Here is a 26,139-nt window from a genome sequence, read left to right on the forward strand (position 1 = left end):
AATGGAGCACAGGTGACAGCGATGATCACCGGTCTGTCCGATGCCGAGGTCGCCCAGCGGGTTACCGACGGAAAGACCAACGACGTCCCGACCCGGGCCGCGCGCAGCGTTTCGGAGATCGTGCGCGCCAACGTGTTCACCCGCATCAACGCCATCCTCGGCGTGCTGTTCGCCATCGTGGTGGCCACCGGGTCGCTGATCAACGGGCTGTTCGGACTGCTCATCGTGGCCAACAGTGCCATCGGCATCATCCAGGAGCTGCGGGCCAAGCAGACCCTGGACAAGCTGGCCATCGTCGGGCAGGCCAAACCGGTGGTGCGCAGGCAGTCCGGTACCCGGGCCGTGGCCCCGAGTGAGGTCGTTCTCGACGACATCATCGAGGTCGGTCCAGGGGACCAGATCACCGTCGACGGAGAGGTGTTGGAGGAGAACAACCTTGAGGTCGACGAGTCGCTGCTGACCGGTGAGGCCGATCCGATGCCCAAGGATCGCGGTGACAAGGTGATGTCGGGCAGCTTTGTCGTCGCGGGAACGGGTGCCTACCGCGCCACCAAGGTGGGCCGCGAGGCCTATGCCGCGCAGTTGGCCGAGGAGGCCAGCAAGTTCACCCTGGTGAAATCCGAACTGCGCAGCGGTATCAACAAGATCCTGCAGTTCATCACCTACCTGCTGGTGCCCGCCGGTGCGTTGATCATCTACACCCAGCTGTTCACCACCGACGCGGGATGGCGGGAATCGGTGCTGCGGATGGTCGGGGCGCTGGTGCCGATGGTCCCGGAGGGCCTGGTGTTGATGACCTCGATCGCGTTCGCCGTGGGCGTGGTGCGGCTGGGCCGGCGGCAGTGCCTGGTGCAGGAACTGCCCGCCATCGAAGGATTGGCCCGTGTGGACGTGGTGTGTGCGGACAAGACCGGCACCCTGACCGAGAACGGGATGCGGGTCAGCGATCTGGAGTCTTTCGGCGAATCCGAGGCGGCCGCGGTGCTGGCCCAGCTGGCCGCCGACGACACCAGACCCAACGCCAGCATGGCGGCCATCGCCGAGGCCTACGCCGATCCGCCCGGCTGGACCGCCACCGCCACCGCCCCCTTCAAATCCGCCACCAAATGGAGCGGTAGTTCTTATGGGGAGCACGGTAACTGGGTGATCGGCGCCCCCGACGTCCTGCTCGACCCGGAATCCCCGGAGGCCGCCGAGGCCGAGCGCATCGGTTCGCAGGGGCTGCGGGTGCTGCTGCTCGGGTCGTGCGACACCGCGGTCGACGCCCCGGCGGCACCCGGCACCGTCACCCCCGTCGCGCTGGTGATCCTGGAACAGCGGGTGCGTCCCGACGCCAAGGACACCCTCGAATATTTTGCCTCGCAGCGGGTCACGGTGAAGGTGATCTCCGGGGACAACGCCAAGTCGGTCGGCGCCGTCGCCGGCACACTGGGCCTGCACGGTGAGACGCTGGACGCCCGGCGATTACCCGAGCAGACCGAGGAGATGGCCGACGCGCTGGATCGGTACACCACCTTCGGGCGGGTTCGCCCCGACCAGAAGCGGGCCATGGTGCACGCACTGCAGTCCCGCGGGCACACCGTGGCGATGACCGGTGACGGCGTCAACGACGTGCTGGCACTCAAGGACGCCGATATCGGTGTGGCGATGGGCTCGGGCAGCTCGGCCTCGCGTGCGGTGGCCCAGATCGTGTTGCTGGACAACAAGTTCGCCACGCTGCCCTATGTGGTGGCCGAGGGACGCAGGGTGATCGGAAATATCGAGCGGGTTTCCAACCTGTTCCTCACCAAGACCGTGTACTCGGTGCTGCTTGCCGCGCTGGTCGGTATCGGCGGCCTGACCTCCGCACTGTTCGGCACCGATCCACTGCCCTATCCGTTCCAGCCGATCCACGTCACCATCGCCGCCTGGTTCACCATCGGGATCCCGGCCTTCATCCTGTCGCTGGCGCCCAATCATGAGCGGGCCAATCCGGGGTTCGTGCGCCGGGTGATGACCTCGGCGCTGCCGGCCGGTGTCATCGTCGGGGTCAGCACGTTCGTGTCGTATCTGCTCGCCTACGAGGGGCGTGGTGCCACGGCCGAGCAGCAGACCCAGGCGTCGACGACCGCCCTGATCACCCTGCTCGTCGCCTCGGTGTGGGTGTTGGCCGTCGTCGCGCGGCCCTACGAATGGTGGCGGGTCGCGCTGGTGGCGGCGTCCGGGTTGGCCTATGTGGTGATCTTCGCGCTGCCACTGGCCCAGCGGACCTTCCTCCTCGACCCGTCGAACCTCCAGCTGACCTCGATGGGTCTGCTGATCGGCGCCGTCGGGGCGGCGCTGGTCGAGATCGCCTGGTGGGTGGAGGGCAAATTGTCCGGTGAACCACGGAAGCTGTGGCGCTAGGGTTGAGGCATGAGTTTCTTGGACAAGATCAAAGGCCTGGTGGCGAAGAACACCGACAAGGTCGACACCGTGATCGAGAAGGCCGGTGACCTGGTCGACAAGAAGACCCAGGGCAAGTACGCCCAGCATGTCGACAAGGTGCAGGAGGCGGCGAAGAAGGCCGCCCGCGAACAGACCGGTGCCGAGCAACCGCCCCAGGTGCCGCCCAATCAGCAGTCCGGTCAGCCGCCGGCCGGTTCGCCACCGCCGCCGGCGGCGCCGTAGATGGCGAAGCTGTCGGTCTCCATCGACGTTCCGCTGTCTCCGGAACAGGCCTGGGAAGCGGCATCGGACCTGTCCCGATTCGACGAGTGGCTGACGATCCACCGCGTGTGGCGCTCGAAGCTGCCCGAGACACTGGACAAGGGCACCAAGATCTCGTCCATCGTCGAGGTCAAGGGGATGAACAACCGGGTCGACTGGACCATCGTGAACTACAAGCCGCCGGAGTCGATGACGCTCAACGGCGATGGTGTCGGCGGGGTCAAGATCAAGCTCATCGCGCGGGTGAAGCCCGTCGCCGACGGCGCCTCGGTGCAGCTGGACATCCATCTGGGTGGACCCGCGCTGTTCGGGCCCATCGGCATGATCGTGGCCGGTGCGCTCAAGAGCGATATCAAGCATTCGCTGGAGCAGTTCAAGAAGGTCTACTCCTAGCTTCGCCGCGAGAGTGACGCTGTGGTTGCCGCGGCGAGTCCGCGGGCGACCACAGCGTCACTCTCGGCCGGGGTCTGCAGTCGGGCGATGAGTTTCGGTGCCGGGCCGGGTCGGTATGGGCATGACCAATTCACACCCGCTCGGTGCCCCCTGCTGGATCGATCTGTCGACCTCCGATATCGACGGCGCGCAACGCTTCTACAGTGCGGTGTTCGGCTGGACCTTCGAGTCCGCCGGACCCGAATACGGTGGCTATGTCAGCGCGTACGTCGACGGTGTCCAGGTTGCCGGGCTGATGCCCAACGACCCGACGTGGGATATGCCCGATGGTTGGACCACCTATCTGCACACCGCCGATGTCGACGCCACGCTGCGGGCGGTGACAGGTGCCGGTGGGTTCAGCTGCGGGGGAGCCATGGACATCCCGGACAAGGGCCGGATGGCGGTCATCTCCGATGTGACCGGCGGGATGGTCGGGCTCTGGCAGCCGACCGGGCACCTGGGTTTCGAGGCGACCGGTGTCGCGGGCGCCCCGGTATGGCATCAGGTGACGACGCGGGATCTCGCGGAGACCGTGGACTTCTACCGCACGGTGTTCGGGTGGCAGACCCAGGTGGAGGCCGACAGCGACGAATTCCGCTACAGCACGGTGACCTTCGGCGGTGAGCCGCGCATCGGCGTGATGGACGGCGCAGCGTTCATGGCGGCCGACGAACCGTCGAGCTGGTACTTCTTCCTCGGTGCCGATGATGTCGACAAGACGATCGAGCTGATCGTCGATCACGGCGGCGCGGTCGTCCGCGCCGCGGAGGACACCCCGTATGGCCGGCTGGCCTCGGTCGCCGACCCGACCGGGGCCGGGTTCAATCTGTCGTCGCTGCCCCCGCACTGAGCGCGAAATCGGCGAAGTCGAAACCGGGGACCACCACGCAGCTGACCAGGGTCGGCGCCTGGTCGCGAGGGGTTGCTCGTTGCCAGTATCCGGGTGGCACCACGAACTGCGGCTGCTCACCGGCGGCGATATCGGGCCCCAGCACCACGCTGTCGGCGTCGTGCTGCTCACGGCCCACCTCCAGCACCAACGGGCTGCCGCGGTGGTACAGCCACAGTTCGGCACTGCGCACGGTGTGCCACGCGGACTGCTGGCCGGGCATCAGGAGGAACAGGATCGCGGTACCGGCCCGGCGGGGCCCGGAGTAGTCCTGAGGCAGCGCCGACTGTGGAATGGTGAGGTCACTGCGCCAGGTTTCGCGGAACCACCCACCCTCGGGGTGCGGGGAGAGGTCGAGCTCGCGGGCCCAGTCGGGCAGTTCCGTCATGGCAGTTCACCCTACGCAGACCCACCCGATAATCTGTGGCGCATGGCTCGATTGCGTCCCGGCTGGCTGGTCGCGTTCTGTGCGCTGGCGCTCGCGGTGAGCGCCTGGCTGCCGTGGTTGACCACAGCAGCGGGGCGGGCCAACGCGATCGGCGGCAAGGTCGGCAGCATCGACGTGCCGCCGCCGGGTTTCGGGGTGGGCCAGCTGATCCTGCTGCTCTCGGCGCTGCTGATGGTCGCGGCGGCGATGGCGGCCCGGGGACTGTCCGCGCGGTGGGCTTCTGCTGCGGCGCTGTCGGTTTCGATGATCATCGGCGCGTTGATCGCCTGGTACTTCCGCCTGTACGTCCAGGATCCGGTGGCGGTCGGCTACGGCATGTACCTGGCGGCCGGTGTCACCGTGGTGTCGGTGTTGCTCTCGGTGGCGGCCATGGTGGTGGCCTGGGGACGGGCGGGCGCATGAGTTTCCGGGCGCCGGTGGTGCTGACCGGAACCCGTTGGGTGGTCGTGGAGCCGCTGGGCTCCGAACACGCCGACGAGATCGCGGCCGTCGCCGATGCCGGTGACCTCTGGTTCACCTCTGCGCCGTCACCGCAGACGGCCAGGGACTGGGTGCAGACCAGACTGGCCGATGCGCGGGGCAGCACGTTCGTGGTGCGACGGCTGGACGGCACGCTGGTGGGGTCGACGAGCTACCTCAACATCGACGAACCCAACCGCAGGTTGGAGATCGGTGCCACCTGGTACACGGCCGCCGCGCGGCGCACCGGGGTGAACACCGAGACCAAGTTGTTGTTGCTGTCCCACGCATTCGACGAGCTCGGTTGTATGGCAGTGGAATTCCGCACGCACTTCATGAATGCCGACAGCCGCGCGGCAATCGAACGCCTCGGCGCCAAGCTCGATGGTGTGCTGCGCAGCCACCAGCTTCTGCCCGACGGATCGCGCCGGGACACCGTGGTCTACTCGATCTTGGATATCGAGTGGCCGGCGGTGCGGTCCAATCTGAACCACCGATTGGACCGCACCGCCGCGAACTAATCGGCGTCGACGGTCGGTGCCTCGACGGATTTCTGGGTGTTGTGTGCGATCTCGATCCGGCGCGGCTTCGCGCGTTCGGCCAGCGGGATGGTCAGGGTGAGCACCCCGTTCTCGTAGGTCGCCGAAATGGCCGCGGTGTCAATGCCTTCGCCGAGCGAGAGCTGCCTGCGGTAGCTGCCGAAGAAGCGCTCGTTGGCGAACCATTGCACCGAGTCCTCGGAGCGGGCCGTGCGGTGGGCGGAGATCGTGAGCGTGCCGTTGTCCACGCTGATGTCCACCGATCCGGGATCGATGCCGGGCAGGTCGGCGGTGAGGACGTAGTGATCGTCGATCTTGCACAGGTCCATCGGCATGAACCTCGGCGTGCGCGCCGAGCCGGTCTGACCGGTCAGCAGGTTGCGGGTCATGGAATCAAGGTCACTGAACGGATCGAAACGGAGCACAGCAATCCACCTCCTCGTCGATCAAGAGCCCACCACCCTGGCGGGCAGCCAATCACTGTGCACCACCGAATTTAGCACTCGAGTGCGTCGAGTGCCAACCCTCTTTCGATGTCATTTCCGCGCAGAGTGACGTTGCATCGGTCACATGTCAACATTGCGACAAAGGCTGCGCCGCAGCCGATGTGGGTCACATTCACCGCCGGGCCCTCGACGGCGACGAACCACCGCTGCGCCCAGTCGAGCGCGGTGACGATGATCGGCAGGACGGCGTCCCCCTTCGGTGTCAGCCGGTAGTCACCGTCGAGCACGCCATTGCTCACCAGGATCTGCAGCCGATCGGCCAGCGAACCCGGGGGAGCGCCGAGTTGCCCGGCGAACTCGGAGAATCGGGTGGTCCCGACGAAGGCGGCCACCATGATGGCGAACGCCCACCGGTTGCCGAGGATGCTCATCGTGTGCGGGAACAGGTCCGAGGCTCCGTCGGCGCGGTCGCGGTGGGACCGGCGCCGGGTGGCGACCTCGGGTATCGAGCGTGCCCATGATCCGCTGGGTCCCCAGTGCGCGGTGAGGTCGCCGGTCGTGACGCGCTGCCGGCAGGTGCGGCACGTCAGCGCCGGCGAGCAGGCCGCACCGCACACCGTGTGCCGAATCGCGGGCAACGGCTCGGGATGGTCGGGCACCCAGGTTCGTTCCCAGTGCCAGATGCTGGTCAGCACCGGCCACAGGCTCTGCGCGCGTTCGGTGGCGGCGTACTCGAAGCGAGGCGGGTTGTCCTTATACCGAACACGTTTGAGCAGATCATCGGTGGCCATCGCCGCCAGGCGCCGGCTCAGCACCGAATGTGAGATGGGCAGGCGCGCGGCGAATTCGGCGTACCGGGTGGCCCCAAGCAGCGACTGCTGCACGATCAACAGCGTCCACTCGTCGGCGAGCACGCCGAGCATGCGGCCGACGGCATTGACATCGCCGGCGGCCAGTCGGGTCGGGGTCACCGGGCCGTCGCAGATCCTTCTGGCCGGAACCGGCGCAGTTCGGACCCGGGCGCCCAGGTGGAATGTGTTCCGCTGGAGACCCGTTCGGGAAGTTGCAGCTTGCACACCGGTCCGTCGGAAACCCGGGCGGCATCGAACACCAGGCAGTACGACGCGTCGGCGGTCATATCGGTGGTGATGGTGACCAGATAGCCGTCGTCCTCACCGCGGCTTCCCACCCGCGGTGCCATGGCCGTCTCGCTGCCGTACACACCCTCGCCGAACGAGAAGTGCTCCTCGGCGCCGGTCTGCAGGTCGTGGCGCACCAGCCCGTCGAAGAGGAACCAGCCCGGCTTACCGGTGGCGGCGTAGGCGTAGCGATACGGGCGACCGGCGTAACCGGAGTTGATCATCCCGAACTCGGTCAGACTGTCGGACAGCTGCTCCTCGCGGGTGGCGCCGGTGACGAGGTTGAACCGCCAGCGATGCAGGCGGGTCTGCATCCCGTCGAGGGACAGTCCGCGGAAGATGCGCTGCCACTTCGGATTCATCCCGTTGTCGATACCCGAGACCGGCTCGGGATCACCCTGGAAGAAGCCGTCCAGCACGATCTCGTCGCCGTCCTCGTAGGCGTTGGTGAAGTGCAGGACATAGGTGGTGTCGGCCTCGAACCATTTCACCTCCGATCCGCGGCGCGGGATCACCGCGAACCGCGATGGCAGGTCGCGGTGCAGCCGGGGGAGATGGGCATTGTGCTTGAGGAACTCGGCGTCCCAGAACAGCGGAAAGTCGTTCAGTATCACGTAGTTCTCGGTGAACGCCATATCGTGCGGCAGGCGTGGTCCCGGCAGTTCCACGTCGACGTAGTGCACCAGGGTGTCGGTCTCGTCGACCACCCCGTAGTGCATGTACGGCGCATCCTTGCCGTAGTTGAAGAACAGCAGTTCGCCGGTGGCATCGTCGACCTTGGGATGTGCCGACACCCCGAGCCCGGCGGGTGCCCAGGCCTGCTTGCCGAGGGTGTCGCCGGTGCGCGGGTCGATTCGGTACAGGTCGCCGCACTGGTAGAAGCTCGTCATCGCCACCCCGCGGTGCACGGTGACATCGGTGCTCGACGCATCCTTCATCAGGGTGCGCGCACCCCAGCCATGATCGCGCTGGGCCAGCTCGACGGGTTCGGCGATCCCGGGCCACAGTGGCCCACCGGCTTCGTACTCGGCCAGGAATCCGTCGGTCTTGACGAACCTGTTGCGGTAGAACGCCTTACCGTCGCCGAAGCCGACGATGTGCAGCATCCCGTCACCGTCGAAGGGGTGATAGGCCTTGAACGCCGGGTGTAGCGGGTTCTCGGTATTGCGCAGGTACACCCCGTCCAGATCGGTGGGAATCTCGCCCTCCACCGCGATCAGGTCGTCGGCGTCCCATTCGCAGGTCTGCGGCCGCCAGGGCCCGGTGCGGTAGGGATGATCGTCACCCTCGGGCAATGTCGACAGATACTTGGCGACCACATCCGTGTTCACGAAACCTCCTCGGCAGAGCCGATCACGAAGCTGATGGTGGTGGCGGTGCTACCACCGAAATTCAGGGTGCCGAAGCTCCGGGCGCCGTCGACCTGATATTCCCCGGCGGTGCCGGAGACCTGGCGGGCGGCGTCGAGGATCATCCGGATGCCGGTCGCCCCGACCGGATGGCCACCGCCGATCAGTCCGCCACCGGGGTTGATGGGCAACCGGCCGCCGATCGCGATCTCGCCGTTCTCGATGGCCTTCCACGATTCGCCGGGCCCGGTCAGGCCGATATGGTCGATCGCGAGATACTCACTGGGAGTGAAGCAGTCGTGTACCTCGAACCCGTCGAGCATGTCGAGACCGACCCCGGCGCGGGCGAAGGCGTCCTGGACGGCCAGGCGCACATGCGGAAAGACGTAGTCGTCGGAGCGGTCCAGCTTCTGTGCCAACCCCAGGCCGACGGTGCGGTGCCCCCATCCCGCGATCACCGCGATCGGGTGCACGTCGGGATGGGCACGCAGGTACTCGTCGGATGCCAGCACCAGGCCCGCGCCACCGTCGGTCATCTGGCTGCAGTCCAGCCGCCGGATCCGTCCCTCGACGACGGGGTTGGACTCCGGGTCGACGCGCCAGGAACGGGTCTGGGCGTTCGGGTTGGACCGGGCGTTGGCGTAGTTCAGGGTGGAGATGGCATCGAGGTGGACGTCGTCGATGCCGTAGCGGCGGTCGTATTCGTCGGCCACCCGCGAGAACATCGACGGCCACATGAAGGTCGCGTCACTGCCCTCGTGTCCGGTCCAGGCGGCGGCGCCGAGGTGGCGGGCGGCGATATCACCGGGGACCGTCTTCTCCAGCTCCACCCCGAGCACCAGGGCGCTGGGGTAGGCGCCCGATCGGAGATCGGCGATGGCGGCCAGCACCGCCGCGCTGCCCGATGCGCAGGCCGCCTCGTGCCGGGTGGCGGGGGTACCCCAGAGATCGGGCTCGACGCTGGCGGGCATCGCGCCTAGGTGGCCCTGATGGGCGAACAACTCGCCGAAGGCGTTGGCCATATGGATCACACCGATATCGGCCGCACGGGTGTGTGCCGCGGCGAGGGTTTCGCGGACCACCTCGGCGGTCAGCGTGCTCAGATCGCCGCCTTCGCGCTGCACATTGCGGGCGAAGTCGCTCTGGTAACCCCCGAGGATCCAGACGTTGGCGGTCATGTCGACCGACGCTACTACAACTAAGAGAGTGACTCGAGGGTGATCTCACGTTTCGCCCGCCGCCGACGTCTACACAATGTGAGCGTGCGACCCTTCGAGAGCATCGTGACCGAGTACGGCCCGATGGTGCTGCGGGTGTGCCGGGCGGTCCTCGGTCCCATCGACGCCGAGGACGCCTGGTCTGAGACGTTCCTGTCGGCGATGCGCGGCTATCCGGATCTCGATCCCGACGCCAATGTGCAGGCCTGGCTGGTGACGATCGCCCACCGGCGGGCCATCGATATCGGCCGTTCGCGGACCCGGGCCCCCGCGCCGGTAGCCGAGATCCCGGAGACGGCTCGCATCGACGGTTTCGACCCCGACCTGTGGGCCGCGCTGGCGGCACTTCCCGACAAACAACGCCACACCCTGGCCTACCGCTACCTGGCCGGCCTGCCCTACGGCGAGATCGCCGAACTGTTGGGCGGTTCGGCCGAGGCCGCCCGGCGTGCCGCGGCCGACGGCATCAAGACCCTGCGCACCACCTATCCGAGGGAGTCCTCATGACCGAGATCTTCGATCGGCTGATCGCCGATGACAGCGCGCTGAGCCGGTTGCGCGACCGGTTGGCCCGCGATGCCGAGCACGCAGGCACGCTCGACGTCGCCTACCGCACCGTCGATACCGCCGTCGGACCCCTGCTGCTCGCCGCGACACCGGCCGGGTTGGTGCGGGTCGCGTTCCTCGCCCACGATCCCGAGGAAGCCGAGCTGAGCAGGCTCGCCGCCAAGGTCAGCCCGCGGGTGCTGCGTGCCCCGGCCCGCCTCGACGATGCGGCCGCGCAGATCGAGCAGTATCTGGCCGGCGACCGGACCACCTTCGATCTGCCGCTGGACCTGCGACTCACGGCCGGGTTCCGGCGGCAGGTGGTCGAACACCTGCGGCGTATCGGCTACGGCCTACGGGAGAGTTATGCCGACGTCGCCGCCGCCGTCGGGAATCCGAAGGCGGTGCGGGCGGTGGGCAGCGCCTGCGGGCACAACCCGCTGCCCCTGGTCATCCCGTGTCACCGGGTGGTCCGCACCGACGGTTCCATCGGCCAGTACGCCGGCGGTGCGGCGGTCAAGGCGACCCTGCTGGCGCTGGAGGCGGCCTGAGGGTGAGTGCTGTGCCCGGCATGAAGTGTCGGCGGTAAACGGTGTAGCCCAAAGCCCGGTACGCTGAGGTACCGTGGCGGCGCGTCTGGGCAGGGTGAACACCGTGCGATTGACGCTGCTCGCGCTGGCCCTGTTCATCGTCGGCACCAACGCCTTCGTCATCGCGGGCCTGCTGCCCAAGATCGGTGAAGGACTCGGCGTGGGGCCGGGCACCGTCGGGTACGCCATCTCCGTCTACGCCGCCGTCGTCGCGGTCGCCTCGCCCGTCGTTTCCGTCGCCTGCGGCCGCATGCCCCAACAGCGCGTGATGGCGGCCGGACTGGTCCTGATCGCCATCGGCACCTTCCTGGCCGCCGCGGCCGATACCTTCGCGGTGTTCACCGCCGGCCGGGTGGTTGCCGCTTTCGGTGGTGCCGCCCTGGTGCCGACGGCTATCGCCGCCGCACCCGTACTGGTGGCTGCGGCGGTGCGTGGTCGTGCGATCGCCTTCGTCGGCATGGGATTCACCCTCGCCATGGCGATCGGATCACCGATCGGGACGGCACTGGCCGATATCGGCGGATGGCGGCTGCCGCTGGCCCTGCTGGCCGGCCTGGCCGCCGTGCTGGCCCCGGTGCTGCTGCTCGTGGTGCGTGACGTGCCCCTCGGCGACGGGGTGCGCCTGCGCGACCGGGTGGCCGTGATGCGCAACCGGCACATCGTCTTCGCAACCGCCGCATCGCTGTTGATGATGTTGGCGTTCAACATGGTCTACATCTTCAGTGCGGTCATCACCCACGACGCGACGGGCGGTGACAGTTCGAAGACCGCCGTGCTGCTGCTGGTGTACGGCATGGCCGGTATCGCGGGCAACGTCCTGGGCGGCAGGCTCACCGACCGTATCGGCAGCCGCCGCACCCTGCAGGGGGTGCTCACCGTCCAGTGCGCGGCCTTCCTCACGCTGATACCGGCACATCACTCGGTGGTCGCCACCGCGGCGGTCTTCGCCTGCTCTGGTCTGGCCGGGACCGCGGCTTCGGTGGCCATCCAATACCGGCTCGCCGTCATCGACGCCCGATATGCCGGCGTGGCCCTGGCCTGGTACTCGACGGCGATGTACATCGGTATCTCCATCGCCCCGCTCATCGGTGCGGCGGCGTTGCCCTACGGATTCGCGGTCCTGCTCGCTGCTGCGGCGGGCTCCATCCTGATCGCCCTGCTGGCCTCCGAGCTCGGCCATTTCCGCGAGCCGCGCGAGATCAGGAACGGCTCGGCCGCGCCGGGGGAACTGCCGCCAACAGAGCTCGGGTGTAGTCCTGCTCGGGTGCGCTGAAAAGCTGCTCCGCACTGCGATATTCGACGGTCCGACCGGACTGCAGCACCAGCACGTCGTGGCTCATCCGCTCGATCACCGCGAGATCGTGCCCGATGAACAAATAGGTCAGCCCCAGCTCGAATTGCAGACGGGCCAACAGCTCGAGCACCGTCGCCTGTACCGACACATCCAGCGCGGCGGTCGCCTCGTCGAGGATCAGCAGGTCCGGCTCCGCCGCCAGTGCGCGGGCGATACTGATGCGCTGGCGCTGCCCGCCGGACAGCTCGTGCGGATAGCGCCCGGCGAAATCCGGGTCCAGCCCCACCATCTCCAGCAGTGCGGCGACCCGGGCCCGGCGCTGCGCGCGACCGCCGACCAGTCGATGCACCACCAGCGGCTCCGCGATCGACACACCCACCGCCATCCGGGGATTCAGCGAGGCGAACGGATCCTGGAACACCATGCCGATGCGTCGTCGGTCGGCCTTGCGGTCCAGCACATCGGCGCCGTCGAGCATCGCGCTGCCACCATCGGGTTTCACCAATCCGGTCAGCGCGGCCGCCACCGTGGACTTACCCGACCCCGATTCGCCGACCAGTCCCAGCGTCGTGCCCCGCCGGATCTGGAACGACACATCGTCCACCGCGCGCACGCCGCCGTAGCGCACGTCGAGGCCGCGCACATCGAGGAGCACCTCGGTGTCGGCAGGGGCCGCGGGCGGGCCGGTGCCGTCGAGCAGCGGGCGTGCCGCCAGTAGTTCGCGGGTGTACTCCTGGCCGGGGGCGTCGAAGATCTGGTCGATCGTGCCCTGCTCGACGATGCTCCCGTCGCGCAGCACGGTCACGGTATCGGCCACCTCCCCGATGACGCCCAGATCGTGGCTGATCCAGATGACCGCGGTGCCGAAGTCGCGTTGCAGTTCGGCGACCAGGTCGATGATCTGGGCCTGGGTGGTGACGTCGAGGGCGGTGGTCGGTTCGTCGGCGATCAGCAGCCCCGGATCGCAGGACAGCGCGATCGCCACCATCACCCGCTGCCGCTGACCGCCGGAGAGCTGGTGCGGATAGGACTCAAGACGTCTGTCCGGGTCCGGAAGTCCCACGGCGTCGAGTAGTTCCAGCGCGCGCTGCCGGGCGGCCCGGCGGGTCATCCTGCGGTGTGTCTCCAGCGATTCGGTGATCTGGCGTTCGACGGTCAGCAACGGATTGAGCGACGTGCCCGGATCCTGGAAGACGAAACCGATCCGACCGCCGTGCACCGCGCGCAGCGTCCGGGCCGATGCTCCGACGAGTTCCTGTTCTCCGGCAAGAACACACGATCCGTGTACCACCGCGCCCGGTGCGTCCAGCAGGCCGGTGGCCGCCAGCACCGTCATCGACTTGCCCGATCCGGACTCGCCGACGATGCCGACGGTCTGTTCGGGATCGACGGTCAAGGACACGCCGCGCACGATGTCACGGCGCCCGATCCGCACCGAGAGGTCACTGATCGTCAGAATGCTCATCTGGCCCGCCGGGCTTCGATCATGGTGCGCTGCTTGGGGTCCAGCACATCGCGCAGCCCATCGCCGAGAAGGTTGAACGCCAGCACGATCAGGAAGATCGCCAGACCGGGGAACACCGCCATCCACCAGGCCAACGTCACGAAACCCTGTGCGTCGAAGATCATCAGACCCAGTGAGGGTTGCGGGGGCTGGATACCCAACCCGAGGAAGGACAGCGCGGCCTCGGCCAGGATCGCGAACGCCAGCGACAGTGAGGTCTGCACGATCAGCGGTCCGCTGATGTTCGGCAGGATGTGCCGGGTCACGATGTAACGCGCGCCGGTGCCCATCGTGTACGACACGGACACATAGGGTTCCACCCGCACCGACAGCGTGCTGGCGCGCGCCACCCGCGCGAAGATCGGGGTGTAGACGACCCCGATGGCCAGCATGGTGGTGCCGATCCCGGGGCCGAGCACCGCGACGATGGCCAATGCCAGCAGCAGCACCGGGAAGGCGAACATCACGTCGACGATGCGCATCAGCACGGTGTCCAACCAGCCGCCCTCGCGTCCGGCGAGGTATCCGGCGATCACCCCGACCGCCACCCCGATGACGGCAGCGAACGCGACGCTGACCACCGCGACCTTCATCGAGGCCTGGACGGCCACCAGCACCCGTGACAGCACATCGCGACCCAGCTCGTCGGTGCCGAACCAATGTGCGCCGTTCGGCGGCTTTAGGGCCTGCGGCACGTCGATATCGTTGACGCCGAACGGCGCGATCCATTGGGCGGCAACGCTGATCACCACGACCGCCGCCAATACCGCGGCGCTGAGCAGCGTCACCGGATTACCGGCCAACAGCCGCCAGGCGTTCACTCGGTTCATGACAGCCGGATCCTCGGGTCGACGATGGCGTACAACAGGTCCACCAGCAGATTGATCGCCAGGAACGACACGGCGATCAACAAGACAGCGCCCTGGATCACCGGGTAGTCGCGGGCGGCCACCGAGGTGTAGACCAGCCTGCCGATACCGGGCCAGGCGAACACCACTTCGACGACGATGACGCCACCGAGGATGGTGCCCAACTGAATTCCGGTGATGGTCAGGATCGGCACCAGCGCATTGCGCACGGTGTGCCGCAACGTCACCGTGCGCGGCGGAAGCCCCTTCGAGCGGGCGGTGCGCACATAGCCCATGGCCGCGACTTCCAGGACCGCCGAACGGATGTAGCGGGTCATGATCGCCGCCGCCACCACTCCCACCGTCAGGCCGGGCAGGATGATGTGGCGTAACCAGCCGGCGGGGTCCTCCAACAGCGGCCGGTATCCCGACGTCGGTAACCAGCCCAGCGTCGTGGAGAACAGTGATATCAGCAGGATGCCCAGCCAGAAGTCCGGTACGGACACGCCGAATTGGCTGGTGACCCGCACCAGGGCGTCACTCGTCCGGCCCTCGTGCAGGGCCGCCCAGGTGCCCGCGGGCAGAGCGATCAGCAGCGCCAGCACGATGCCGACCAGTGCCAGTGAGACGGTGGCCGGCAGGCGTTCCAGCAGGACCTCGGTCACCGGGGCGCCGTTGCGAAAGCTGACGCCGAGGTCGCCGGTCGCCGCGCGGCCCAGATACTGGAAGAACTGCGTGAGCAGGGGCTGGTCCAATCCGCTTGCCGCGCGCAGCGCGTCGTAGGCCTGCGGGGTATAGCGGGTGCCCAGCGCGATGCGGACCGGGTCGCCGGGAACCAGGTGCACCAGGGTGAATACCACGATCACCACCCCGACCAGGACCACGGCCGAGTAGGCCAGCCGGCGGCCCAGGAATTTCACGACCGTCACGGCTCACCGCCCAGTGCCGCGTCCCGGAACCGGATTGCCTTGTCCCGGCGCGCCTCATACCCGTGCAGGTTCGGTGTCCACGCCTGCAGTACGGCGGGGTTGTACAGGAAGATGTAGCTCACCCCATCGGCGATCAGGGTGGCCGCGGTGGCGTAATCGCGTTTGCGTGCCTGCGGATCAACCTCGGAGCGACCGGCATCCAGTGCGGCGTCGACGCGCGGATCGGAGAACTTCTGGGCGTTGTTGGCGCCGTCGGTGTGGTGCTGGGCGTAGTAGAAGTCGTCGGGGTCGATATTGCCCAGCCAACCCATCATCAGCATGTCGAAGTTGCCGTTGTTCTGCTCGTCGAGCCAGGTCGCGAAGTCCACGGTACGGATGTCGACCGTGATGCCGAGCGGTTCGAGATTGTCGGCGACCACCTGTGCCGCGGTGACTGTCTGCGGATACTCGCTGGTGACCAACATGTCCATGCGCTGCGGGGCGGCCCCGGCCTCGGCAAGCAATGCCTTGGCCCGGTCGATATCGCGGCTGTACCGGTCATAGGGGGTGAACCACGGGTTGCCCTGCGGGATCGCCAGCTGGTTCGCCTCGGCGGTGCCGTAACTGGTGGCCTGCACTATCGAGGGCCGGTCCACGGCGTAGGCGACGGCTTGGCGAACCCGGACATCGTTCCACGGCGGTCGGGCGGCGTTGAGGGCGAAGTACCAGTAGTCATTACTGGGGGTGCGGGCCAGTCGCAGGGAATCGTCACCTTCCAGCTGAGGCACCCGTTGCGGGGGCACCGCGTCGGTCCAGTCGACCTCGCCGGCCTGCAGCGCCGCCAGCGCCGTCGAGGTCTCGCTGATGAACCGGAAGGTGACACCGGGCAGTTTCGGGGCCCCGCCCCAGAAGTCCGGATTGGCCGTCAGGGTTATCGAGTCACCGCTCTGGCGCCCGGCGAAGGCAAACGGGCCGGTGCCTATCGGGTGGGTCGCGATCGAGCCGTCCTCGACGTTGCGGCGCGAGACGATCGCCATTCCCTTGAATCCGCCGAGGTTGGTCAGCAGGTTCGGGGTGGGTCGGGAGAGGCTGATCCGGACGGTACCGGGGTCGATCGCGTAGACGGCGGTGACGGCACTGAACTTGTCGACGGTGGATAGCTTCTCATCGATGATGCGCCGGTAGGAGTACACGACATCATCGGCGGTCAGCGGGCTGCCGTCGTGGAAGGTGACTCCGGGACGCAGGTGAAACGTCCAGCTGAGCTGGTCGGGCGCGGTGTCCCACGACTCGGCCAACGCCGGTGCCATGTTGAGGTCGGCATCGGGTTCGACCAGCGTGTCGAATACGTTCTCCAGCACCTCGAACGAGAAGTAGGCGCTGGTCTTGTGAGGATCGAGCTGGTCGGGCTCGCCGGCGATGGCGGCGATCAGGTTTCCCGAGCCCTGCCCCAGGTCCACTCCGCGGCCCGGCGAACAGGCCGTGCAGGCCACGAGCAGCACGGCCGCGAGGAGGGCAGCCGGGGTCCGCATGAGGAATCTGTACCCCAACCTGCGCCGGACTACACCGGCGCTGACCTGTGTGAACGACGACGACGGCCGCGGCGGCTGCGCGCGCTGGCCGGTACCAGCAGCTGACCGCGGATACCGGGTTCGTCGTGTGCCCGTGTTGTGCGGATAGACTCTGGCCGTTGCCACCTTCGGGTGGGTAAAGATGTTCGGAGGTATCGATGAGTAGCCAGCAAGACCCCACTCCCAGCCGTGCAGCGGCTGTCGGCGAGGTCGAGGAACGTCGTGTCGGCGATATCAGCGTGGTTGCTGTGAGCGGAACGGTCGACATGTTGACGGCTCCGAAGCTGGAAGCGGCCATCGCGGCGGCGGCGCAGAGTTCGCCGTCGGCGGTCGTCGTCGATTTCACCGCCGTGGAGTTTCTGGCGTCGGCCGGGATGGGAGTCCTGGTCGCCGCCCATGGTGACCTCTCGCCTCGGGTGAAACTGAGCGTGGTGGCCGACGGGCCTGCGACCAGCCGACCGCTGAGATTGGTGGGCATCGCCGATATCGTCGACCTCTACGCCACGCTGGATGAAGCGTTGGCAGCGTTGCAGAGTTAGAAAAATCGGCGAACGGGTAGCCAGCAGTCCGACATGACAGAGCAAGGCGCCTCCGCTAGCTTCGCCAAGGTCGGCGTCCTCGCCGATCCACAACTCGCCGCCCAGGTGCGGGAGGAGTTCGCGGCGTGGCTGCGGGATCATTTTCAGCTGGATCCGGAGAAGTCGAGCGATGTGCTGCTCGCTGTCTATGAAGCGTTGGCCAATGCCGCCGAATTCGCCTATGTCGGCGCGCCGGAGCCCGGTCTGATGCACATGCACGCCGCATTCCATCCCGGTGACGGCAGTTTGCAGGTCACGATCACCGACGAAGGTGTGTGGCGGACCAAGGACGAGAGCATGGTCGATTCGGCGCGCGGGCGCGGGCTACCGCTGATCCACGCGCTCACTGACCGCGCCGATATCGACACCACGCCGACCGGCACCAGCGTCCGGTTGGAGTGGGATCACATCACGCCCAGTCACAGGTCACGACTGCGGTAGCCGCACCACCTGGACGAAGAATTCGTCGATCTGCCGCACGGCGCTCATGAATTGGTCCAAGTCGACCGGTTTGGTGACATAGGCGTTGGCGTGCAGCTTGTAGCTGCGCAGGATGTCCTCCTCGGCAGAGGATGTCGTGAGCACCACGATCGGGATGTGGCAGAGGTTCTCGTCGTTCTTGATCTGCTCCAGTAGTTGCCGACCGTCGTACTTGGGCAGGTTGAGGTCGAGCAGGATCAGATCCGGTCGGGGCGCATCGGCGTACTCGCCGCGCCGGTAGAGGAAGTCCAACCCCTCCTGGCCGTCGTGGGCGACATGAAGATTGTTCTTGATCTTGTTGTGCTCGAACGCTTCCCGTGTGATCAGCTCATCACCCGGGTCGTCCTCCACAAGCAGGATGTCGATCGCGCGGCCCTCGGGTAGCTTCATCGGTTGGTTCCTTCCAGCTGGGCATCCGGCGCCCTACCGGGCGCCAGATCGGGTTCGGTGACCGGAGTCTTGGGCAGGGTGAAGACGAATCGGGTGCCGTCGGTGTAGGCGGTGTCGATGTGAATGGTGCCGCCGTGATGCTCGATGATCTTCTTGCACAACGCCAAACCGATGCCGGTGCCCGCATACGCGTCGCGGCCGTGCAGTCGCTGGAAGATGACGAATACCTTCTCGACGAACTCGGCGCTGATCCCGATACCGTTGTCCGACAAGGTGAAAACCCAACTCTCGGCGTTCTCGCCGGTACCGTCGTGGCACTCGATCAGCACCCTGGGCGTGACCCCGTCGCGATGGAATTTCACGGCGTTGCCGATGAGGTTCTGCCACACCATGGTCAGGAGCGTGGGGTCGCCGTCGATCGTGGGCAGCGGTTCGTTCGGGCGGACGATCTCGGCGCCGGACTCCTCGATGGTGCTGCTGAGATTGTGCATCGCGGCGTCGACGGTGGCGTCCAGCGCGACCTCGGTGATGGTGGCGTTGAGCCGACCGACCCGGGAGAAGGTCAGCAGATCGTTGATCAGGATCTGCATCCGTTTCGCACCGTCGACGGCGAAAGCGATGTATTCCGTTCCACGTTCGTCGAGTTTGTCGCCGTAGCGCTTCTCCAGCAGCTGGCAGAACGAGGCCACCTTGCGCAGCGGTTCCTGAAGGTCGTGGGACGCGACGTAGGCAAACTGCTCCAGTTCGGCATTGGAGCGCCGCAACTCGCCGGCCTGTTCGTCAAGCGCGCTGCGCGCGGCACGGGAGATCTCCAGCTCGTCGACGATGCGCTGGCGCATGTTCTCGACATCGGTGGCCATCGCGCGGATATCCCTGGGCCCGCTCGGGATGATGCGTTCACCGAAATTGCCCTCGGTGATCCGCCGGCACGACGCGGCCAGTTGCGACAACGGTCGGTTCACCGCCGCGCGCATGACCACCGCCAGCAGCACCGCGGTGGTGACGAACGCCAGGATCATGGCCACCAGGGTGGCGTCGCGCCACTGCCGGATCTGTTCGAGGTGGGCCAGTCCGGCGTTCCTGGCCTCGCTCAGATGGTCGTTCTGGATGGTGAACAGCGCGCGCAGTCGATCGAAGAGGGCCTTGCCCTCTTCGATCCCGGCTTCCTCGGTGGCCCGGGTCGGCGCGGCGCTGGCCAACAGGGGATCGGCGTACTCGACGCGCCAGTTCTGGGCCGCGGCCTCGATGTTGTCGAGGTCGTCGAGCAGGTCCGGATACTCGGCGATGGTGTCGCGGATCTCCTCGACGGCGGTGGCCTCGGCGGCGCGGCCGTCGTTGTACGGGTCAAGGAAGCGGCGATCGGCGGTGATCAGGTAGCCCCGGACGGCGGTCTCCTGGTCACGCAGTGCGGCCTGCAGCTGGTAGGCCGCGACGCGGGCCGGCTGGACACCGTCGCGCAGCCGGTTGGACACCGTCGCGCAGCCGGTTGGACACCTTGTCGGCCTGGCTCACCAGGATCGTCGTGGCCACCGCGCACGCCAGCACCGCGGTGCCGATGACCGCGAGCACCAGGTTCTGCCAACCCTGCACCGTCAGTTTCATGTCCGCGACCGCTCCACTCGGATGACGGCGATGTCGTCGGTGAGGCCGCCGTGTTGCTGCGCGCGCGCCTCGGCATGTTCGATGAGTGCCTCGACGAACTGGGCATCGGGCAGCGTGGCCAGCGAGCGGGCGATGGCGAGCAGCCCGTGTTCGCCGAGCCGCTCCTCGCCGGGGCCGGAATGCCCTTCGAAGAGTCCGTCGGTGAGCAGCAGCAGCCCGTGATGCTCGGCCAGCTGGTACTCGTTGACCGGCCATTCGGTGGCGCCCAGCCCGAGTGCCTTACCTGCGACGGGCTCGATCCAGTCCACGGTGCCCCCGCCCTGCAGCAGCATCCCGGGGTGACCGGCGCGCAGGATGGTGAATGCCCCGGTGTCCGGTTCGAGCGCGACGCTCGACAACGTGGCGAAGATGCCCTTGTGAGGGCGCTCGCTGACCAGGATGCGGTCCAATTCGCGCATTCTTTCGTTTCCGCGCAATCCGGCGAATGTGAGGGCCCGCCAGCCGATGCGCAGCGCCACCCCGAGGGCGGCCTCGTCGGGGCCGTGACCGGCGACATCGCCGATCATGATGTGCACGGTTCTGTTCGGGGTCTGTACGACGTCGAAGAAATCACCGCCCACCAGGGCGTCCTGGCGGCTGGGGCGTGATCGGGTGACGATGTTGACCCCGGGGGAGTCGAGCAGGACCGGTGAAGGCAGCAGCCCACGCTCCAGCCGGGCGTTCTCCATGGCACGCATCTGGCTGGCATGCAGGTCGACGGTCGCGATCTCGGCCCGCTTGCGCTCGATGGCGTAGAGCACCGCGCGGCGCAGCATTTCCGGGTCGACGCGGTCTTTGACCAGGTAATCCTGTGCGCCCGAGGTCATCGCGTTCACGCCGAAGTGCTCATCGGAGTGCCCGGTGAGCACGATGATGGGGATGGACGAGTCCAGTCTGCCGATCCGGTGCACGGCATCCATGCCGTTGGAGTCGGGCAGGTTCAGGTCGAGAAGAATGCAGTCGGGTCGACGGTCGGCGACGGCGCGTTCGGCTTCGGCGACCGACTGCGACCAATTGAACTGGAAACCTGCGCCGGCCTCCTCGATGAGTTCCTCGACGAGCAACGCGTCGCCGCGATCATCCTCGACCAGGAGCAGGGACAACGGCGCTCGCCCTATGGGTGAGGCAACATTGAGCCCGGGTGAAGCCAGCGGACGCTGTGGTGCGGGCATGAAAGATCAACATCCCCCACCTGGGGCGCTGGCCCCGGTCGCACCGGATCTCCTAATAACTGACAACAATGACGACCCTACCCATAAGTCACCACGCAGCAGCGCCTGGCTGATCTTGTTCGTCGCGGATTGGCCGAACACCCGCGCATCGGGCGCGGCGCGAGGTCGAGGGCCGGCAGAGGTGTGAATTGTCCGAGCAGCCGCGCAATTGGGCGTAGCGTTCGACCGGTCGATCCGTCCAGATCCACATCCCAGGAGTTACCGGTGCTCTATCGCCCCGACGACACCGCCGTGGTCGTCATCGACCCGCAGAACGATGTCCTGAGCCCGACCGGAAAGAACTGGGCCGTGCTGGGTGCGAGCGTCACGGAGAACGGCGTGGTGGAACACCTTGCACAGATTCTCGGCACCGCCAGGGACACCGGTTTCGGAGTATTCGTCTCACCGCACTACTTCTATCCGCACGATCACCGCTGGGCCTTCAACGGACCGCTGGAGAACGACGAGTTGAGCACGGGCACCTTTGCCCGCACCGGTGTGCTGAACCTGGATGGCTTGACCGGCTCGGGCGCGGACTGGCTGGCCGAACTGGCACCGTTCATCGAGGACGAGGCGACCACCGTGGTCAGCCCGCACAAGGTGTGGGGCCCGCAGACCAACGATCTGGTTCTGCAGTTGCGCAAGCGGCGCGTGCAACGGGTGATCCTGTGCGGCATGCTCGCCAACATCTGCGTCGAATCACACCTGCGGGATCTGCTGGAGCAGGGTTTCGAGGTGGCCGTCGTCCGCGATGCGACCGCCGGTCCCCGCCATCCGGTGCGCGGTGACGGATATCAGGCCGCGCTGGTGAATTTCGCCTATCTCGCGCATGCGGTCCCGGACACCGCCGAGATCGTGTCCGCGATGGCAGCCAGGCAGGACTGAGCGGCCCATGATGGCGGACGCCGCGGGGGACCCGAGGTTGGTGTCGATCAATATCGGTATGCCCCAGGATGTGCCGTGGCAGGGGCGGGTCGTGCGAACGGCGGTGTACAAGACACCGGTGTCCGGGCCGGTGATGGTGCGCAGGCTCAACATCGACGGTGACGGGCAGGGGGACCTGGGTGGGCACGGTGGCGAGCAACGTGCGGTCCTGGTCTACCAACTCGGGTCGTATGAGCACTGGTCGGCGGTCCTGGGTCGAGATGACCTGCGGCCCGGGCATTTCGGCGAGAACTTCACGGTCTCGGGCCTCGGCGACGACGAGGTGTGCATCGGGGACAGGTTCCGCGTCGGAGCGGTGGTGCTGGAGGTCACCCAGCCACGGGTCACCTGCTATCGCGTGGGGTTGCGACTCGGTGAGCCACGCATGGCCGCGCTGCTGGTGGCCGATCATCGCCCGGGCTTCTACTGCCGGGTCATCGAAGAGGGCGAGGTGCGACCCGGGGAGGTGATCACCAAGATCGCCACCGGTCCCGAGCAGGTGTCGGTGGCCGAGATCGATGCGCTGCTCTACCTTCCCGGCCATTCCCCCGAGCTCCTCGCGCGGGCGTTGAAGATCCCTGCGCTGAGCCCGGGTTGGCAACAGTCACTGCGCGCGCTCGCCGAGCAGGACGGTCAGCAGCAGCCCGGATCGTCGGGAAATCCGGGCCTGACCGCCGCCGCGGGCGCGCCACCGGCCTGGGCCGGGTTCCGTCGGCTCGCGGTGCGCACGCTGGAACGTGCGGGCGCCGATATCGTCGTGCTGACGTTGGTCGATCGCGATGGTGGCCCACTGCCGGGGTGGCGACCCGGGCAGTACGTCACCGTGCGCCTCACCCCGGAAGACGGGCCGGCGGTCATCCGCAGCTACTCGCTGTCCAATCTGCCGGGCTCACCGGAGTTCCGGGTGGCCGTCAAACGCCTTGCCGGTGGCGCGGCCGGGGAGTATCTGCACACCCGGGTCGGCGTGGGCGATGCGGTGGACGTGGCCGCGCCGCGCGGTGCGTTCACCCTCGACGACGGTGCGGATCCGGTGGTGCTGCTGTCGGCCGGTATCGGGGTGACGCCGCTGCTGTCGATGCTGCACCTGCTCGCAGATCACCGTTCCACACGCGAAGTCTGGTGGATTCACGGGTCGCGCGACGGTGCCGAACATGCCTTCGCCGAGGAGATCCGGGCATTGATCGGGCGGCTGCCTCACGCGCACAGCCGCACCTTCTACAGCCGGCCCGGTCCGGCGGATCGTCTGGGGCTCGATTACGACCTTGCCGGGCGGATATCGGTGGACACCCTGCGGGGACTCGGTGTTCCGTTGGAAGGTGACATATACGGTTGCGGCCCAACCGGATTCATGAACGATCTGGTGACCGGGCTGGAGAACCTCGGTATCGGCACCGGCCGGCTGCATACCGAGACCTTCGGTGCGGCGGCCGCGGTCAATCCGGGTCTTGCGGGGGTGGTGGTGCCGGCCGGAGTGCACCCGCCTGCCGAAACCGGTTCGGGGCCTGCGGTGTCCTTCGCCCGCAGCTCGTTGACCGTGGCGTGGAGCGCGCACTACGGCAGCCTGCTCGAGTTCGCCGAGGCCTGTGACGTGCCGACCAGGTGGTCGTGTCGCACCGGGGTCTGCCACACCTGCGAAACGGGGCTGCTCGCCGGCGAGGTCGGCTACGATCCCGAGCCGCTGGAACCGCCCGCTGCGGGCAATCTGCTGCCGTGCTGCGCGTATCCGTCCGGGGATGTGGTGCTGGACATGTAGTGCCGGTGCGGGCTCGGGCTGCCGCTGGTGGCAGGTGGCTAGAATCTCGCGGATGTATCTCTGCAGATCCTTCCCGGCGACGCGATGAGCACGGAGCGCCGTTCGCAGCGGGAACGCGTCGAGGAGTCTTCGCGCCGACTTGCCGAAGCGGCAATCGAACTCATCGCCGAGAAGGGCTACACCAACGCGACGGCCCAGGAGATCGGTATCAGGGCCGGTTACAGCCGGGCCATGGTGCGGGAGCGGTTCGGGTCCAAAGAGGCGTTGTTGGAGACGGTGCTGCAGGAGTACGAGCGGGGCGTCGAGGTCACGCCCGAGCCGGGTGCTTCCGGCCTGCAGAAGGTGCTCGCGCCGGTGGTGGCGCTTCGTGAATTCGCGGCGGAGGACCCACGGTTGTTGCGCGCCGCGCTGACCCTGAACTTCGAGGCCCTGCATGACCACGACATCCTTCGGCCGCGTATCGAGGGCTGGCTCGCACGGACCCGCGCCGGACTTCGCCAGGCCGTGCTCGACGGACAGTCCGATGGTTCGGTGGCACCGGAATGCGACGCCGACGAGATCGCGTCGGAACTGACCGCGGCGGCCATCGGGTATGCCTACGCGTGGTTGCTGAACCCCGACACGACGAATTTCGACGAAACCTTGAGCCGGCTGCACGACCGACTGATCGTGAGGCTGACGAACGGGCTTCGGTGACCGGTGAGGTCAGCCGAGCGTGGCGTGGACCGCGGGGATCGCACCGCAGTCGGCGATGATCGCGATACTGCGCTCCATCAGGACCTGAAGGAGTTCGCGGCCACGGTCGTTGACGTTGTCCCAGGACATCATGGCCGCCAGGGGCAACGCGATCTGTAGCACCGTGGCGATCTGGAACTGTCGCCAGGCCTTGTCGAACGGGTAGTCGATGCCGAGCCCGGCAAGGGTGGTCAGATAATGGCGCACCAACTCGGTCTGTCGGCCGTCCCGTTCGGTCGGCGACATACCCTGGCCCACCAGATAGGCGACATCCCACATACCGCACCCGCGACCGGTGAACTGAAAGTCCACGGTGACGTGTGAGCCGTCCTCGGCGAAGAACAGGTTGTCGGCCCGCAAGTCCCCGTTGATGAGTGTGGTGGGCGTCCCCAGTGCTGCCAACAGACTCGGTGCCGATGCGGCGTAGTCGTCGATCACCGCCGCCAGATCGGCAGGCGCACAAGCGCGTCCGTGCTTGGCGAACACCTGCCATCCCGCCGCGGTGCCGGCGCTGAAGAGCCCGGCCATCCGCGCGTCGTCGAGACCGAGGAAGGCCGGGTGAGCGGTGACCGGTGGTGTCGTATCCCAGCCCCAGGCATGGAAGCGGGCCGTTTCCGCGAGCACTGCACGGGCCCGGTCGAAACTCAATCCGGCCACCTGGTCGGCATTTTCGAGAGCGTCCACGTCTTCCATCACGATGACGAACTCGCCGGTGGCGGCATCGAACGCGGCCGCGTGCGCGCGTGGGGTGCGCACGGGAGCCGACGTGGCGACCGCGTTGTAGAACGTCACCTCTCGCTCGTAGAGCCGGATCGAGGAGGCCAGCAGCTGGTAATCGGGGTAGTCGGTGGGGAACTTGGCGATCACGGTGGCCGGGCCCGCACCGTCGAGACCGAGGTGCACCCGATACAGGAACGAGGCGAAGCCGACGCCCTCGGCGATGCGTTGCGCGCGCAGTTCGGTGACGTGTGTCCCCGATGCGATGGCGCCCGAGGACGTGAGGATCTCGGTGAGCCAGTCCGCCGTCAGCTCGGACGCGGAGCGGGGGAAGAGCTGTGTTGTCGACGTCATATTCGAAAAGTAGTTGTTAACTTGCGCGCAAGCAAGTAAGAATGTGTGCATGGTTACACCGCAGCCGGCTGCGCCGACGCCGAGTGTCCCGATGGCCGATCCGAGAACTGTCATCGAGCGCTACAACTACGAGCTGTGGAATGAGCGGAACTACCCGGTCGGCGAGCAGATCATCGGTGAGCAGATCATCCGGAACACCCCAGGCGGCCGAACCGTGCTCACCCACGACGAGGCAGTGCAGCGGGTGCGCGATCTGTGGGCGGGCGTGCGCAGCGTGCATTTCACGCTGCCGCATATCGTCGCCGATGAGCAGCTGTGTTCGATTGTCTACCAAGCAGACATCGTCCATCACGACGGAACACACGACGTCATCTCCTCGATCGAGGTCTATCGGGTGGTCGGGGGACGCATCGTCGAAGTATGGAATCCCTGCACGTATGACCATGACCGGTGGCCCGAACTGGCCGAGGAGGCAACGCTGTGACC

General features: G+C 67.1%; 27 protein-coding genes and 1 pseudogene. 15 read left to right on the forward strand and 13 right to left on the reverse strand.

Annotated elements, in window-relative coordinates:
- Window positions 1–21 precede the first annotated feature (21 nt).
- The 4 genes from G154_RS14940 (at window position 22) to G154_RS14955 (ending at window position 3,973) form a co-directional block, all read left to right on the forward strand.
- Window positions 22–2,385, forward strand: coding sequence for a cation-translocating P-type ATPase (locus G154_RS14940; protein WP_019510312.1), 2,364 nt, complete (start codon window positions 22–24; stop codon window positions 2,383–2,385).
- 9 nt (window positions 2,386–2,394) lie between these two features.
- Window positions 2,395–2,649, forward strand: a complete 255-nt coding sequence (locus G154_RS14945; protein ID WP_019510313.1) for an antitoxin — start codon at window positions 2,395–2,397, stop codon at window positions 2,647–2,649.
- Window positions 2,650–3,081 carry an SRPBCC family protein gene (locus tag G154_RS14950; protein WP_019510314.1) on the forward strand — a complete coding sequence of 144 codons (432 nt, stop codon included), beginning with the start codon at window positions 2,650–2,652 and terminating at the stop codon, window positions 3,079–3,081. It begins immediately after the preceding gene.
- A gap of 115 nt (window positions 3,082–3,196) precedes the next feature.
- Window positions 3,197–3,973 carry a VOC family protein gene (locus G154_RS14955; protein WP_019510315.1) on the forward strand — a complete coding sequence of 259 codons (777 nt, stop codon included), beginning with the start codon at window positions 3,197–3,199 and terminating at the stop codon, window positions 3,971–3,973.
- Here G154_RS14955 and G154_RS14960 read toward each other — a convergent pair.
- Window positions 3,945–4,400 carry a cupin domain-containing protein gene (locus G154_RS14960; protein WP_019510316.1) on the reverse strand — a complete coding sequence of 152 codons (456 nt, stop codon included), beginning with the start codon at window positions 4,398–4,400 and terminating at the stop codon, window positions 3,945–3,947. The genes G154_RS14955 and G154_RS14960 overlap by 29 nt on opposite strands.
- Before the next feature lie 42 nt (window positions 4,401–4,442).
- Here G154_RS14960 and G154_RS14965 point away from each other — a divergent pair, with 42 nt between their 5' ends.
- Both G154_RS14965 and G154_RS14970 read left to right on the forward strand, forming a co-directional pair.
- A complete protein-coding gene (locus G154_RS14965; RefSeq protein WP_019510317.1) occupies window positions 4,443–4,862 on the forward strand; it encodes a hypothetical protein in 420 nt (139 codons plus the stop codon).
- Window positions 4,859–5,440: a GNAT family N-acetyltransferase gene (locus G154_RS14970; RefSeq protein WP_019510318.1), complete on the forward strand. Its 582-nt coding sequence runs from the start codon at window positions 4,859–4,861 to the stop codon at window positions 5,438–5,440. Before G154_RS14965 ends, G154_RS14970 begins: the two co-directional genes overlap by 4 nt.
- Here the strand turns inward: G154_RS14970 and G154_RS14975 are convergent.
- The 4 genes from G154_RS14975 to G154_RS14990 form a co-directional block, all read right to left on the reverse strand.
- Window positions 5,437–5,883, reverse strand: coding sequence for an Hsp20/alpha crystallin family protein (locus G154_RS14975; protein WP_019510319.1), 447 nt, complete (start codon window positions 5,881–5,883; stop codon window positions 5,437–5,439). The two genes, G154_RS14970 and G154_RS14975, sit on opposite strands and share 4 nt — an antisense overlap.
- 71 nt (window positions 5,884–5,954) lie before the next feature.
- Window positions 5,955–6,827, reverse strand: coding sequence for a helix-turn-helix domain-containing protein (locus G154_RS14980; protein WP_031601682.1), 873 nt, complete (start codon window positions 6,825–6,827; stop codon window positions 5,955–5,957).
- A gap of 44 nt (window positions 6,828–6,871) precedes the next feature.
- The gene (locus G154_RS14985; RefSeq protein ID WP_019510321.1) at window positions 6,872–8,374 is read right to left on the reverse strand and encodes a carotenoid oxygenase family protein; all 1,503 of its coding nucleotides are present in this window, start codon (window positions 8,372–8,374) and stop codon (window positions 6,872–6,874) included.
- The gene (locus G154_RS14990) at window positions 8,371–9,570 is read right to left on the reverse strand and encodes an acetyl-CoA acetyltransferase (RefSeq protein WP_019510322.1); all 1,200 of its coding nucleotides are present in this window, start codon (window positions 9,568–9,570) and stop codon (window positions 8,371–8,373) included. The genes G154_RS14985 and G154_RS14990 overlap by 4 nt, the downstream gene beginning before the upstream one ends.
- Before the next feature lie 78 nt (window positions 9,571–9,648).
- Here G154_RS14990 and G154_RS14995 point away from each other — a divergent pair, with 78 nt between their 5' ends.
- The 3 genes from G154_RS14995 (at window position 9,649) to G154_RS15005 (ending at window position 12,018) form a co-directional block, all read left to right on the forward strand.
- A complete protein-coding gene (locus G154_RS14995) occupies window positions 9,649–10,116 on the forward strand; it encodes an RNA polymerase sigma factor (RefSeq protein ID WP_019510323.1) in 468 nt (155 codons plus the stop codon).
- Window positions 10,113–10,706 carry a methylated-DNA--[protein]-cysteine S-methyltransferase gene (locus G154_RS15000; protein WP_019510324.1) on the forward strand — a complete coding sequence of 198 codons (594 nt, stop codon included), beginning with the start codon at window positions 10,113–10,115 and terminating at the stop codon, window positions 10,704–10,706. Before G154_RS14995 ends, G154_RS15000 begins: the two co-directional genes overlap by 4 nt.
- Before the next feature lie 73 nt (window positions 10,707–10,779).
- The gene (locus G154_RS15005; RefSeq protein ID WP_019510325.1) at window positions 10,780–12,018 is read left to right on the forward strand and encodes an MFS transporter; all 1,239 of its coding nucleotides are present in this window, start codon (window positions 10,780–10,782) and stop codon (window positions 12,016–12,018) included.
- Here the strand turns inward: G154_RS15005 and G154_RS15010 are convergent.
- The 4 genes from G154_RS15010 to G154_RS15025 are packed head-to-tail and all read right to left on the reverse strand — an operon-like array spanning window position 11,945 to window position 16,831.
- The gene (locus G154_RS15010) at window positions 11,945–13,504 is read right to left on the reverse strand and encodes an ABC transporter ATP-binding protein (RefSeq protein WP_019510326.1); all 1,560 of its coding nucleotides are present in this window, start codon (window positions 13,502–13,504) and stop codon (window positions 11,945–11,947) included. The two genes, G154_RS15005 and G154_RS15010, sit on opposite strands and share 74 nt — an antisense overlap.
- Window positions 13,501–14,373 (reverse strand): ABC transporter permease, encoded by an 873-nt coding sequence (locus G154_RS15015; protein ID WP_019510327.1) that lies wholly within the window; start codon window positions 14,371–14,373, stop codon window positions 13,501–13,503. Before G154_RS15015 ends, G154_RS15010 begins: the two co-directional genes overlap by 4 nt.
- Complete coding sequence (locus G154_RS15020) at window positions 14,370–15,320, reverse strand: ABC transporter permease (protein WP_019510328.1); 951 nt, start codon at window positions 15,318–15,320, stop codon at window positions 14,370–14,372. The genes G154_RS15015 and G154_RS15020 overlap by 4 nt, the downstream gene beginning before the upstream one ends.
- Window positions 15,317–16,831 carry an ABC transporter substrate-binding protein gene (locus G154_RS15025; RefSeq protein ID WP_019510329.1) on the reverse strand — a complete coding sequence of 505 codons (1,515 nt, stop codon included), beginning with the start codon at window positions 16,829–16,831 and terminating at the stop codon, window positions 15,317–15,319. Before G154_RS15025 ends, G154_RS15020 begins: the two co-directional genes overlap by 4 nt.
- Before the next feature lie 197 nt (window positions 16,832–17,028).
- On the opposite strand from G154_RS15025, the gene G154_RS15030 reads away from it, so the two are divergent.
- Window positions 17,029–17,409 carry an STAS domain-containing protein gene (locus G154_RS15030; RefSeq protein ID WP_023986245.1) on the forward strand — a complete coding sequence of 127 codons (381 nt, stop codon included), beginning with the start codon at window positions 17,029–17,031 and terminating at the stop codon, window positions 17,407–17,409.
- A 33-nt stretch (window positions 17,410–17,442) separates the two neighbouring features.
- Window positions 17,443–17,889 carry an ATP-binding protein gene (locus G154_RS15035; RefSeq protein WP_019510331.1) on the forward strand — a complete coding sequence of 149 codons (447 nt, stop codon included), beginning with the start codon at window positions 17,443–17,445 and terminating at the stop codon, window positions 17,887–17,889.
- On the opposite strand, the gene G154_RS15040 is transcribed toward G154_RS15035, so the two are convergent.
- The 3 genes and pseudogenes from G154_RS15040 to G154_RS15050 form a co-directional block, all read right to left on the reverse strand.
- Window positions 17,875–18,318, reverse strand: a complete 444-nt coding sequence (locus G154_RS15040) for a response regulator (RefSeq protein WP_019510332.1) — start codon at window positions 18,316–18,318, stop codon at window positions 17,875–17,877. The genes G154_RS15035 and G154_RS15040 overlap by 15 nt on opposite strands.
- A pseudogene (locus G154_RS15045) lies at window positions 18,315–19,920 on the reverse strand (CHASE3 domain-containing protein). The gene G154_RS15040 and the pseudogene G154_RS15045 overlap by 4 nt, the downstream one beginning before the upstream one ends.
- Entirely contained in the window at window positions 19,917–21,131 is a 1,215-nt protein-coding gene (locus tag G154_RS15050) for a PP2C family protein-serine/threonine phosphatase (protein ID WP_036479792.1), read from the reverse strand. The pseudogene G154_RS15045 and the gene G154_RS15050 overlap by 4 nt, the downstream one beginning before the upstream one ends.
- A gap of 264 nt (window positions 21,132–21,395) precedes the next feature.
- Here G154_RS15050 and G154_RS15055 point away from each other — a divergent pair, with 264 nt between their 5' ends.
- The 3 genes from G154_RS15055 to G154_RS15065 all read left to right on the forward strand — a co-directional run bounded on the left by G154_RS15055 (window position 21,396) and on the right by G154_RS15065 (window position 24,543).
- Entirely contained in the window at window positions 21,396–22,055 is a 660-nt protein-coding gene (locus G154_RS15055) for a cysteine hydrolase family protein (protein WP_019510335.1), read from the forward strand.
- A gap of 7 nt (window positions 22,056–22,062) precedes the next feature.
- A complete protein-coding gene (locus tag G154_RS15060; protein ID WP_019510336.1) occupies window positions 22,063–23,847 on the forward strand; it encodes an MOSC and FAD-binding oxidoreductase domain-containing protein in 1,785 nt (594 codons plus the stop codon).
- 84 nt (window positions 23,848–23,931) lie between these two features.
- Window positions 23,932–24,543, forward strand: coding sequence for a TetR/AcrR family transcriptional regulator (locus G154_RS15065; protein WP_019510337.1), 612 nt, complete (start codon window positions 23,932–23,934; stop codon window positions 24,541–24,543).
- Window positions 24,544–24,552: 9 nt separating this feature from the next.
- On the opposite strand, the gene G154_RS15070 is transcribed toward G154_RS15065, so the two are convergent.
- On the reverse strand, window positions 24,553–25,653 hold the full coding sequence (locus G154_RS15070; RefSeq protein WP_019510338.1) for a phosphotransferase family protein: 1,101 nt from the start codon (window positions 25,651–25,653) through the stop codon (window positions 24,553–24,555).
- 49 nt (window positions 25,654–25,702) lie between these two features.
- Here G154_RS15070 and G154_RS15075 point away from each other — a divergent pair, with 49 nt between their 5' ends.
- Window positions 25,703–26,137: a nuclear transport factor 2 family protein gene (locus tag G154_RS15075; RefSeq protein WP_110918290.1), complete on the forward strand. Its 435-nt coding sequence runs from the start codon at window positions 25,703–25,705 to the stop codon at window positions 26,135–26,137.
- Window positions 26,138–26,139: the final 2 nt, after the last annotated feature.

It is taken from the genome of Mycobacterium sp. VKM Ac-1816D, from assembly GCF_000416385.1.
GTDB classification, from domain to species: domain Bacteria; phylum Actinomycetota; class Actinomycetes; order Mycobacteriales; family Mycobacteriaceae; genus Mycobacterium; species Mycobacterium neoaurum_A.

Coding starts and splice junctions, on each gene's coding strand:
- G154_RS14940 (WP_019510312.1), top strand. CDS start 22: ATGATCACCGGTCTGTCCGATGCCGAGGTCGCCCAGCGGGTTACCGAC.
- G154_RS14945 (WP_019510313.1), top strand. CDS start 2,395: ATGAGTTTCTTGGACAAGATCAAAGGCCTGGTGGCGAAGAACACCGAC.
- G154_RS14950 (WP_019510314.1), top strand. CDS start 2,650: ATGGCGAAGCTGTCGGTCTCCATCGACGTTCCGCTGTCTCCGGAACAG.
- G154_RS14955 (WP_019510315.1), top strand. CDS start 3,197: ATGGGCATGACCAATTCACACCCGCTCGGTGCCCCCTGCTGGATCGAT.
- G154_RS14960 (WP_019510316.1), bottom strand. CDS start 4,400: ATGACGGAACTGCCCGACTGGGCCCGCGAGCTCGACCTCTCCCCGCAC.
- G154_RS14965 (WP_019510317.1), top strand. CDS start 4,443: ATGGCTCGATTGCGTCCCGGCTGGCTGGTCGCGTTCTGTGCGCTGGCG.
- G154_RS14970 (WP_019510318.1), top strand. CDS start 4,859: ATGAGTTTCCGGGCGCCGGTGGTGCTGACCGGAACCCGTTGGGTGGTC.
- G154_RS14980 (WP_031601682.1), bottom strand. CDS start 6,827: ATGCTCGGCGTGCTCGCCGACGAGTGGACGCTGTTGATCGTGCAGCAG.
- G154_RS14990 (WP_019510322.1), bottom strand. CDS start 9,570: ATGACCGCCAACGTCTGGATCCTCGGGGGTTACCAGAGCGACTTCGCC.
- G154_RS15000 (WP_019510324.1), top strand. CDS start 10,113: ATGACCGAGATCTTCGATCGGCTGATCGCCGATGACAGCGCGCTGAGC.
- G154_RS15010 (WP_019510326.1), bottom strand. CDS start 13,504: ATGAGCATTCTGACGATCAGTGACCTCTCGGTGCGGATCGGGCGCCGT.
- G154_RS15015 (WP_019510327.1), bottom strand. CDS start 14,373: ATGAACCGAGTGAACGCCTGGCGGCTGTTGGCCGGTAATCCGGTGACG.
- G154_RS15025 (WP_019510329.1), bottom strand. CDS start 16,831: ATGCGGACCCCGGCTGCCCTCCTCGCGGCCGTGCTGCTCGTGGCCTGC.
- G154_RS15030 (WP_023986245.1), top strand. CDS start 17,029: ATGAGTAGCCAGCAAGACCCCACTCCCAGCCGTGCAGCGGCTGTCGGC.
- G154_RS15035 (WP_019510331.1), top strand. CDS start 17,443: ATGACAGAGCAAGGCGCCTCCGCTAGCTTCGCCAAGGTCGGCGTCCTC.
- G154_RS15040 (WP_019510332.1), bottom strand. CDS start 18,318: ATGAAGCTACCCGAGGGCCGCGCGATCGACATCCTGCTTGTGGAGGAC.
- G154_RS15050 (WP_036479792.1), bottom strand. CDS start 21,131: ATGCCCGCACCACAGCGTCCGCTGGCTTCACCCGGGCTCAATGTTGCC.
- G154_RS15060 (WP_019510336.1), top strand. CDS start 22,063: ATGATGGCGGACGCCGCGGGGGACCCGAGGTTGGTGTCGATCAATATC.
- G154_RS15065 (WP_019510337.1), top strand. CDS start 23,932: ATGAGCACGGAGCGCCGTTCGCAGCGGGAACGCGTCGAGGAGTCTTCG.
- G154_RS15070 (WP_019510338.1), bottom strand. CDS start 25,653: ATGACGTCGACAACACAGCTCTTCCCCCGCTCCGCGTCCGAGCTGACG.
- G154_RS15075 (WP_110918290.1), top strand. CDS start 25,703: ATGGTTACACCGCAGCCGGCTGCGCCGACGCCGAGTGTCCCGATGGCC.